7 protein-coding genes and 2 pseudogenes are annotated in these 8,210 nt (G+C 51.6%); 5 read left to right on the forward strand and 4 right to left on the reverse strand.

Annotated elements, in window-relative coordinates; all coding sequences use genetic code 11:
• Window positions 1-123 (forward strand): IS1 family transposase (locus L972_RS18285; protein WP_047440127.1); only part of this gene is annotated, 123 nt, incomplete at its 5' end.
• Between the two features lie 51 nt (window positions 124-174).
• Window positions 175-456, forward strand: a pseudogene (locus tag L972_RS18290) (IS5/IS1182 family transposase); the annotation flags it as partial.
• Window positions 457-515: 59 nt separating this feature from the next.
• Here the strand turns inward: L972_RS18290 and L972_RS22050 are convergent.
• The 4 genes and pseudogenes from L972_RS22050 to galE all read right to left on the reverse strand — a co-directional run.
• A pseudogene (locus L972_RS22050) lies at window positions 516-629 on the reverse strand (IS110-like element ISSod21 family transposase); the annotation flags it as partial.
• A 230-nt stretch (window positions 630-859) separates the two neighbouring features.
• Entirely contained in the window at window positions 860-2,017 is a 1,158-nt protein-coding gene (gene galK / locus L972_RS18295) for a galactokinase (RefSeq protein ID WP_042080898.1), read from the reverse strand.
• A gap of 9 nt (window positions 2,018-2,026) precedes the next feature.
• Window positions 2,027-3,067, reverse strand: a complete 1,041-nt coding sequence (gene galT, locus L972_RS18300) for a galactose-1-phosphate uridylyltransferase (RefSeq protein ID WP_042080899.1) — start codon at window positions 3,065-3,067, stop codon at window positions 2,027-2,029.
• 26 nt (window positions 3,068-3,093) lie between these two features.
• A complete protein-coding gene (galE, locus tag L972_RS18305) occupies window positions 3,094-4,113 on the reverse strand; it encodes a UDP-glucose 4-epimerase GalE (RefSeq protein ID WP_204524411.1) in 1,020 nt (339 codons plus the stop codon).
• A 311-nt stretch (window positions 4,114-4,424) separates the two neighbouring features.
• Between galE and galR the strand changes: the two genes are divergently transcribed.
• The 3 genes from galR (at window position 4,425) to L972_RS18320 (ending at window position 8,156) form a co-directional block, all read left to right on the forward strand.
• On the forward strand, window positions 4,425-5,423 hold the full coding sequence (gene galR, locus L972_RS18310) for an HTH-type transcriptional regulator GalR (protein WP_042080901.1): 999 nt from the start codon (window positions 4,425-4,427) through the stop codon (window positions 5,421-5,423).
• A gap of 436 nt (window positions 5,424-5,859) precedes the next feature.
• On the forward strand, window positions 5,860-7,110 hold the full coding sequence (locus tag L972_RS18315) for a maltoporin (protein ID WP_042080902.1): 1,251 nt from the start codon (window positions 5,860-5,862) through the stop codon (window positions 7,108-7,110).
• A gap of 77 nt (window positions 7,111-7,187) precedes the next feature.
• Window positions 7,188-8,156 carry a MalM family protein gene (locus L972_RS18320; protein WP_042080903.1) on the forward strand — a complete coding sequence of 323 codons (969 nt, stop codon included), beginning with the start codon at window positions 7,188-7,190 and terminating at the stop codon, window positions 8,154-8,156.
• The last annotated feature ends 54 nt before the right edge of the window (window positions 8,157-8,210 follow it).

Raw genomic sequence — 8,210 nt, forward strand, 5'->3', positions numbered from 1 at the left:
AACAACCTGACGCTCAGAACGCGCATCAAGCGATTGGCTCGCAAGACCATCTGCTTCTCTCGTTCCGTTGAGCTCCACGAGAAAGTGATTGGTGCCTTTATAGAAAGACACCATTTCAACTGATTGGAGTCATTACCGTGAGCTGATCACCACGATCCTCTTCAAGTCTGCATCATGGGCAAGTCGCTTCACCCCATTACCAACTGGCCTCAATACAACAAGTCTCTGATTAGCCGTGGCTCTCTCACCTTCTGGGTTGATGCAGGCGCCATGGATAACTGGTTTCACCAAAACCAACACGGGCGACGGGGCCGCAACCAGCTCTACACCGACCAGACCATCTGCACCTTCCTGATGCTCAAGGGGATTTTCAACCTCACTCTGCGGGCCACTCAGGGACTACTCGACACCCTGTTCGAGTTGATGAATGTGCCGTTGTGCGCACCGGACTATAGCTAATGGGATGGTCGCCCCTCCCCAAAACGGCATCTGAGTGCCCAAGTGGCGAATGTATGTAGTTGGTTAGCCAGAGCTGTTCGCTGCTCAACTATGAGCTGGCGAGCACTACGTAACGCCTTGATATCTTGTTGTTCTGTAGTTTTAACTGATACGAATTGGATCCCTGGTCGGAAAGCGCCATGAAAAAGGGACTGCCGGAGCAGTCCCTGAGGTAGGTTCATAGAGATAACATATATCTGAGATTTGGTTCAATTGTATTATCCACATGTTAATCAAAGCTGCTTACTGAGAGCGTTGTTTAACTAAACTAAGTCCAATGCTCATCGCTTAGCAATACGGCTATACCATGACCAGTTTGGAAATAGTTGACCACTACAATATTGAGGTGTCAGCGAAGATATCAGAGTAGGCCGGCTCCGGCTGAGGGCTTACAGATATAGATGCTCGGGGCCAGACCGCTTACTTGGGGATAACGAATATTAACCTGTTCGCACAATGCTGCTGTCAGTGACTGTGGAACCAATGCAACCACACAACCACCAAACCCGCCACCTGTCATCCTCACACCACCACGACTGCCGATGATATCTTTGATTATGTCGACCAGGGCATCAATGGCGGGCACTGTGATGGCAAAATCATCACGCATCGAGGCATGAGAGGCTGCCATTAATTCGGCCATCATGACCATGTCTTCATTGGCAAGCGCATCGGCCGCTGCCAGCGTTCGTTCATTCTCGGAGATGACGTGGCGTGCACGGCTCGCGACGACAGGAGCCAGTTCGTTGGCTCGCTCCGTGAACTGGGTCATAGTCAGGTCGCGCAGTGCCTTGACCCCAAAATGCCGTGCGGCCTCTTCACACTGTGCTCTGCGGGTATTGTATTCGCTATCCACCAGGCCCCGGCGTACGTTCGAGTTGATTATGACCACATCAATGTCGGCCGGCATGCTTACAGGACGGGTTTTCAGGCTACGGCAATCGATCAGCAGGGCATGATCCTGCTGACCCAGGGCGGAGATGAACTGATCCATGATGCCGCAGTTGCAACCGACGAACCTGTTTTCCGCCAGTTGTCCGTTCAGGGCGATATCTGCCTGGCTGATGTCGAGGTGATTCATCTCTTTGAAGATCTGTCCTACCGCCACTTCCAGAGAGGCGGAAGAGCTCAGACCGGCTCCCTGCGGTACATTGCCACTGAGCACCAGGTCAGCCCCGGTCAGTTGACAGCCTCGCAATAGCAAATATTTGACGACACCTCGCACATAGTTGGCCCACAGGTATTCCGGGCGCGGCTCTATGGGGTGGCGCAAGTCAAATTCATCCAGCTGGTTGTCATAGTCGGCAGCGATCACCCTGATCAGGCTGTCTTGGCGGGGGGCCGCACTGATCACTGTCTGATAGTCAATGGCGCAGGGGAGCACGAAGCCGTCGTTGTAGTCCGTGTGTTCCCCGATGAGGTTGACACGCCCTGGAGCCTGAATGGCGAGGGTAGGGGGATAACCGTACTGGGTGTAAAAGGTGCGTTCAGTCACGCTGCGTGGCGATTCAATACTCATATCTCAACCTCAAACCTGTTCACGAAAATGGATATCACTGACGGAACGCAGGCGTTCGGCCGCCTGTTCTGCCGTCAGGTCACGCTGTGTTTCCGCCAGCATTTCATAGCCCACCATAAATTTGCGTACGCTCGCAGAGCGCAGCAGGGGCGGGTAGAAGTGGGCATGCAACTGCCAGTGGTCATTCTCCTCGCCATTGAAAGGCGCACCATGCCATCCCATCGAATAGGGGAAGGAGCACTGAAACAGGTTGTCATAGCGGCTGGTCAGCTTCTTGAGCGCAAGCGCGAGGTCTTCACGCTGTTGTGTTGTCAGGGCCGGTAGACGTGTTACCGCAAACTTGGGAAGCAACAGGGTTTCGAAGGGCCAGGCCGCCCAATAGGGCACCACTGCCAGCCAGTGCTCCGTTTCCACTACGGTACGGCGGCCGTCAGCCTGTTCGCGCTCCACATAATCGAGCAACATGGCACGACCATTTTTTGCAAAATACTCCCGTTGGGCATCATCTTCCCGCGCGGCTTCGTTGGGCAAGAAGTCGTTGGCCCAGATCTGCCCGTGTGGGTGGGGATTGGAGCAACCCATCATGGTTCCCTTGTTTTCGAATACCTGGATCCAGGGGTAGTCGCACCCCAGCTCTGCAGTTTGCTCGCACCAAGTGTTGACCACGGCGGTGAGGGAGGGGACGGACAACTCGGGTAAGGTCTTGCTGTGATCCGGTGAGAAGCAGATTACCCTGCTGGTGCCGCGCGCACTCTCTAGCTGGAAGAGGGGATCCTCGCTGGTTGGGGCCATCGGAGTATCAACAATCAGGGCTGCAAAGTCGTTGGTAAAGACGAAGGTCGACTGATAATCCGGATTTTTGTCACCAGTGACGCGAGTGTTGCTGGCGCAGAGGAAACAATCCGGATCGTGAGCTGATCGCTGGGTGCGATCGGGTTCATCCTGCTGCCCCTGCCAAGGGCGCTTAGCCCTGTGGGGAGAAACTAGAACCCACTGCTGGATCAATGGGTTGTAACGACGGTGGGGGTGATCGGTCGGTTCAAATTGCATAGGAAGGCCTGTCTCGTTCTGTACATTCATGGAAGGGGGTAACCGTTCGGATTTTGGGATTGCCAGCGCCAGGTATCGGCCGTCATCTCATCAAGCGTGCGATGAGCCTTCCACCCCAGCTCGTTGTAGGCTCGTGTTGGATCGGCCCAACACTGCGCTATGTCCCCGGCGCGGCGCGGCACGATCTCATAAGGCAGTTCGCGGCCACAGGCCTTGGAGAAGGCGGCATGAATGTCTAGGACGCTGTAGCCATGCCCAGAGCCCAGGTTGTAAACATGGACGCCAGCTTGCCCAAGAGTATGTTTCAAGGCTGCAACATGGCCATCGGCTAGATCCATGACATGAATGTAATCCCGCACGCCGGTACCATCCGGTGTCGGGTAGTCATCACCAAATATGGCGAGTTTGGCACGGCGGCCCACTGCCACCTGGGCAATATAAGGCATCAGGTTATTGGGAATGCCCTGGGGATCTTCGCCCATCAGGCCGCTGGGATGGGCTCCTACCGGATTGAAATAGCGCAACAGGGTTAATGACCAGTCGGGAGCTGATCGTGCAAAGTCCTTGATGAGACGCTCCACCATCAGCTTGCTCTGACCATAAGGGTTGGTGGCGCTAAAGGTTGGCGATTCCTCGGTGATGGGCATAGTCTCTGGTTCACCATAAACGGTGGCAGATGAGCTGAATAGCAAGGTCTTGACCCCGGCGCGTCGCATAGCCTGCAATAGCACCAAGGTGCCGCTGACATTGTTGTCATAGTACTCGAGAGGTTTTTGTACTGATTCACCTACAGCCTTGAGGCCAGCGAAGTGGATTACGGCATCTATTTGCTGGTCGGCAAAAACTCGATCAAGCAGGTCGGCATCTCGCACATCACCGTGATAGTGCAGAGGGCGTTGTCCGCTGAGAGTGTGGATACGTTCTAGGACACTTTCTCTGCTGTTAACCAAATTGTCCAACAAAATGGGGGTCATCCCGGCAGCGATAAGCTGCAAGCAGGTATGACTACCTATGTAACCAGTTCCACCCGTGACGAGTATCTTCAACATGAATCTCTCCTTGGCGCTCGTTTTGATTGGGTTTCATTAGTGTAACCGCTTACCCTTATTCTGCGCTTGTGAAAGTATGCCGGGAAGATTCACCTCCATTTTATGTGATTTTTGTCACGTTTTTATTCGCAATACGCATGATGCTGGAGAGCGGTGTATGTAAGATGATTACACGGCGAGGCGCTCGTATTGATAGAATGATCCCGCTTTTGGTATGAAAGCCGTGTCAGGCATTGGAAATGTCGGTAGTATCCTTACCATGTAAAGCACAGGTTTTTATTTATCCCGTTCACCGGAAAAACTAATTCATGGCAACTATCAAAGATGTGGCACTCCTGTCAGGCGTATCCGTCGCCACAGTCTCACGTGTCATCAATAAGTCGCCAAAGGCAAGTCAGGCATCACGCGATGCCGTCTTCAAGGCGATGCATGAACTCAACTACCACCCCAACGCGAACGCGAGAGCATTGGCCCATCAGAACAATGAAACTTTGGGATTGATTGTTGCTGATGTGTCTGACCCGTTCTTTGGCACCATGGTTAAAGTTGTTGAGCAAGTGGCACAGGCCACGGGGAATTTTCTGCTTATCGGAAATGGTTACCACGACGCAGCCAAAGAGAAGCATGTAATAGAGCAGTTGATAGGGCATCGCTGCTCTGGCTTGGTGGTTCATGCCAAAATGCTGCCAGATGAAGAGCTGATCCAGATGATGAGCTATGTTCCAGGCATGGTACTAATCAACCGTATTGTTCCAGGATTCGAGTCCCGTTGTGTTGCGCTAGATGATCGCTATGGTTCCTGGCTTGCGACTCGGCATTTGATTCAGGAAGGCCATAAGAAGATAGGATTTTTATGCTCAAATCATCAGATATCAGACTCTCAGGACCGTCTGCAGGGTTATCTGGATGCTCTGCAAGAGCACAATATTCCGGTTGATGAACGCCTGATCTCCCGCGGTAGTCCTGATGAATTGGGGGGGGAGGCTGCGATGACCGAGTTGCTGGGTCGGGGACCGCAGATGACAGCCGTCGTTTGCTATAACGATTCGATGGCGGCGGGGGCCTTGTCAGTGCTTAGCGATAACGGGATTGATGTTCCTCAAGACCTCTCTTTGGTGGGCTTTGATGATGTGCTGATATCTCGCTACTTGCGTCCGCGTCTCACCACAGTTAAATACCCCGTGGTGGCTATGGCAACGCAAGCTGCTGAGTTGGCTGTGGCTCTGTCGCGTGGTGAGGCCATCAATTCAGCGACCAACTTGTTTAGCCCGACCTTGGTTCGGCGCCATTCAGTCAAAACCTTGTAAATCTGACTCCCGCCTCTCTAAGTGGTCAAGATCCAATGATCTGGCCACTGCTTCTTCTTGACGTTGCCTTTAATGCCCGTCTCGCTATCCGCTCTGTTAGCTAAGACCTCTGCCTAAGTCGTTGGCTTAGGGCCTCTTTCAGTCCGCAGTGTCTGCTTGACAGCCTTGGTTGTGCGAAAACACTTTATTAACAGTGTAATCGATAACACTCCAGTGGTGATTTATTTTTATTGATTATCAATACCTTACATTAAGTCTTGTGTTGATGTAATGTGTTTTCACCATTTCAATGATGCTTGTTTCATGAATGTGTGATGCATGTCATGACAAAAGTTCAATCGTCGCGCATATAATCCGTTCCGTCGGTGAGAGCGTTTTCTTGGATGCTGACGTTCATCGCCATACATATATAGATACAACGGAGGAAGGAACGCACATGAAGACCAAATATTTGACATCATCGATTGCACTCGCTGTTGCCATGATGGCTGCGAATGCTCACGCTGTTGATTTTACTGGTTATTTCCGTTCTGGGGTCGGTGTTTCCCAAGATGGTAAACAGCAGACAGCGAATAAGGATCTATTAGGTCGCCTGGGTAATGAAGATGATACCTATGGCGAAATTGGTCTTGGACAAGAGCTGTTTAAAAAAGATGGCGTCTCGTTCTATGTAGACAGTATGGTCAGCATGGAAAGTGATGGTTCTAATGACGGTGAAAGTACCAAAGATGATGATGCAAAATTTGGTCTTCGTCAGTTTAATGCTAAAGTTAAAGGCCTCATTGCTAGCGATCCAGATGCAATACTGTGGGTTGGTAAGCGTTATTATCAGCGTCATGATCTGCATATTATCGACACCAAGTATTGGAACGTGTCCGGTGCAGGCGCAGGCTTGGAAAATCTGAAAGCAGGGCCAGGAGCATTCTCTTTTGCCTGGATCCGTTCCGACGGCAATGATATTGATAATTCCATTACCAATAATGATCTGAATATCAACTTCCTTGATGTACGCTATGCAGGATTAAAGCCCTGGAGTGGTGCTTGGACTGAGTTTGGTGTTGATTACGCTATGCCCAACCCAACTGATGAGCAAAAATCTGCTGGCTCCAGTTATGATCCAAAGAATGGGGTAATGGTGACTGGTGAAATCAGCCAATATTTTGATGGCTCAGGCATCAATGAAAAGCTGGTACTGCAGTATGCCAATAAAGGTCTGGCTCAGAATATGATCTCGCAAGGTGGTGGTTGGTATGACGTATGGCATACAACCGACGATGCCACTGGCTACCGCGTCATTTTGACTGGTGATATTCCAGTTGGTGAGCGTTTCTCAATCAACCATGTTTTCACTTATGGCAAGGGTGAAAAACTCCAAGCTTGGCACGACAATACTGAACTCTTTAGTGCAGTAGCTCGTGGTTCATATGCTTGGACTGATATTACTAAGACCTTGGTTGAGCTTGGCACTTTCGAGCGCACCAAAACTTGGACCAGTGGTTCTGAAGACAAAGAAAGTGGTCAAAAATATACGTTGGCACAAGCTTGGTCTGCTGGCCCTAGTATGATGGCTCGTCCTGAAATCCGTGTTTATGCAAGTTATCTGACAGATGGTGAAGGTGATTCCTTCAATGGTAACACCGATGACCATGCGTGGAACTTTGGTGTCCAAGCTGAAGCGTGGTGGTAATATCTACTCGGGTTTGTTACATGCTGCCCCCTTTTGGGGGCAGTCTTGTTTGTGTCACCATTTGATAGGGAAATACGATGAAGTTGGCCAATTATCTCCTTGCCGCCGCGGTGGCAGTCGTGTTGTCGGGCTGTTCAAGCATGACGGTTCCCCTGCAGCCGCATGAAGCCGTGTTAAATTCCCCCGATGCAGCTAAACAGGCGCTGCTTTCAGCCCAGAGTTGCTGCGCTTCCCTGTCGGCGCTTAAATATCAGCCTCTGGCGGAAGGCGATACGCTGCTGACCATTGATGGCGCTTCCCAGGTTTATAAATTTCAGGAAGGGTTGAGTTACCTGGCTGCCTACCAGTTGCCCACCAATACCGGTGATATGGTGGTCAAGGTTGCAGCCCAAGTGGGCAAGAGTGTCTTGATGCCGCAGGTATTGATGCTCAACAGCAATTTTGAAGTGACCCGGGTATTGGGCAAATCTCTGTTTAGTTACAAACCGGCACACCTGCTCGATAATGACCGTATTGAGGGCACCATTTACGTAAGCCGTAATGCACTCAAGCCAGAGGCGTATATGGTCATCTATTCACCGGCCACCGAGCTCTCGGGTTCGACCACGATTTTGCACCCCGCTAAGGCGTTTGCCCGAGCGACCTCCACTCAGGAGCCGCCGGTCAATGATCCGGTTATCCCGCACTCCCCGTGGGGATTGGTCAAGATTGAGCTGGTGGATCGCGCCAAGCTGGAAGGGGTCGATAATGTGTTTAAATCAGAATACAGCGACAAACTGGCATTGAGCCAAGGTGTGCAACCCAGTGCCATGGCGCTTGGCGCCGGTGCTGGCGCTGTGGCGGCAACGGCGATAAAGAATCAGCCAGCCGTCGCGACTCCGACCATGTTGGGTGAAACGGAGAACTTCTATCTGACCCAGATTGAGATAGCGGTGCAGGCTGGTGATATCGACAAGGCGATGAAACTGGTGGATGAAGCTGAGCGGGCTGGCTCGACCAAGGCCAAGACCACCTTTGTCGAGGCGGTCAAGCGCAGTCAGAAATAAGACGAGCCACGTTTCTTAAATAACAACGCCTGCTTAAGCAGGCGTTGTTATTTA

This window comes from Aeromonas sp. ZOR0001, from assembly GCF_000801015.1.
Lineage (GTDB): Bacteria > Pseudomonadota > Gammaproteobacteria > Enterobacterales > Aeromonadaceae > Aeromonas > Aeromonas veronii.

Excerpts from the sequence above, each read along its gene's own strand:
- galK (WP_042080898.1), bottom strand. The coding sequence starts at position 2,017 with ATGAGTATTGAATCGCCACGCAGCGTGACTGAACGCACCTTTTACACC.
- galT (WP_042080899.1), bottom strand. The coding sequence starts at position 3,067 with ATGCAATTTGAACCGACCGATCACCCCCACCGTCGTTACAACCCATTG.
- galR (WP_042080901.1), top strand. The coding sequence starts at position 4,425 with ATGGCAACTATCAAAGATGTGGCACTCCTGTCAGGCGTATCCGTCGCC.
- L972_RS18315 (WP_042080902.1), top strand. The coding sequence starts at position 5,860 with ATGAAGACCAAATATTTGACATCATCGATTGCACTCGCTGTTGCCATG.
- L972_RS18320 (WP_042080903.1), top strand. The coding sequence starts at position 7,188 with ATGAAGTTGGCCAATTATCTCCTTGCCGCCGCGGTGGCAGTCGTGTTG.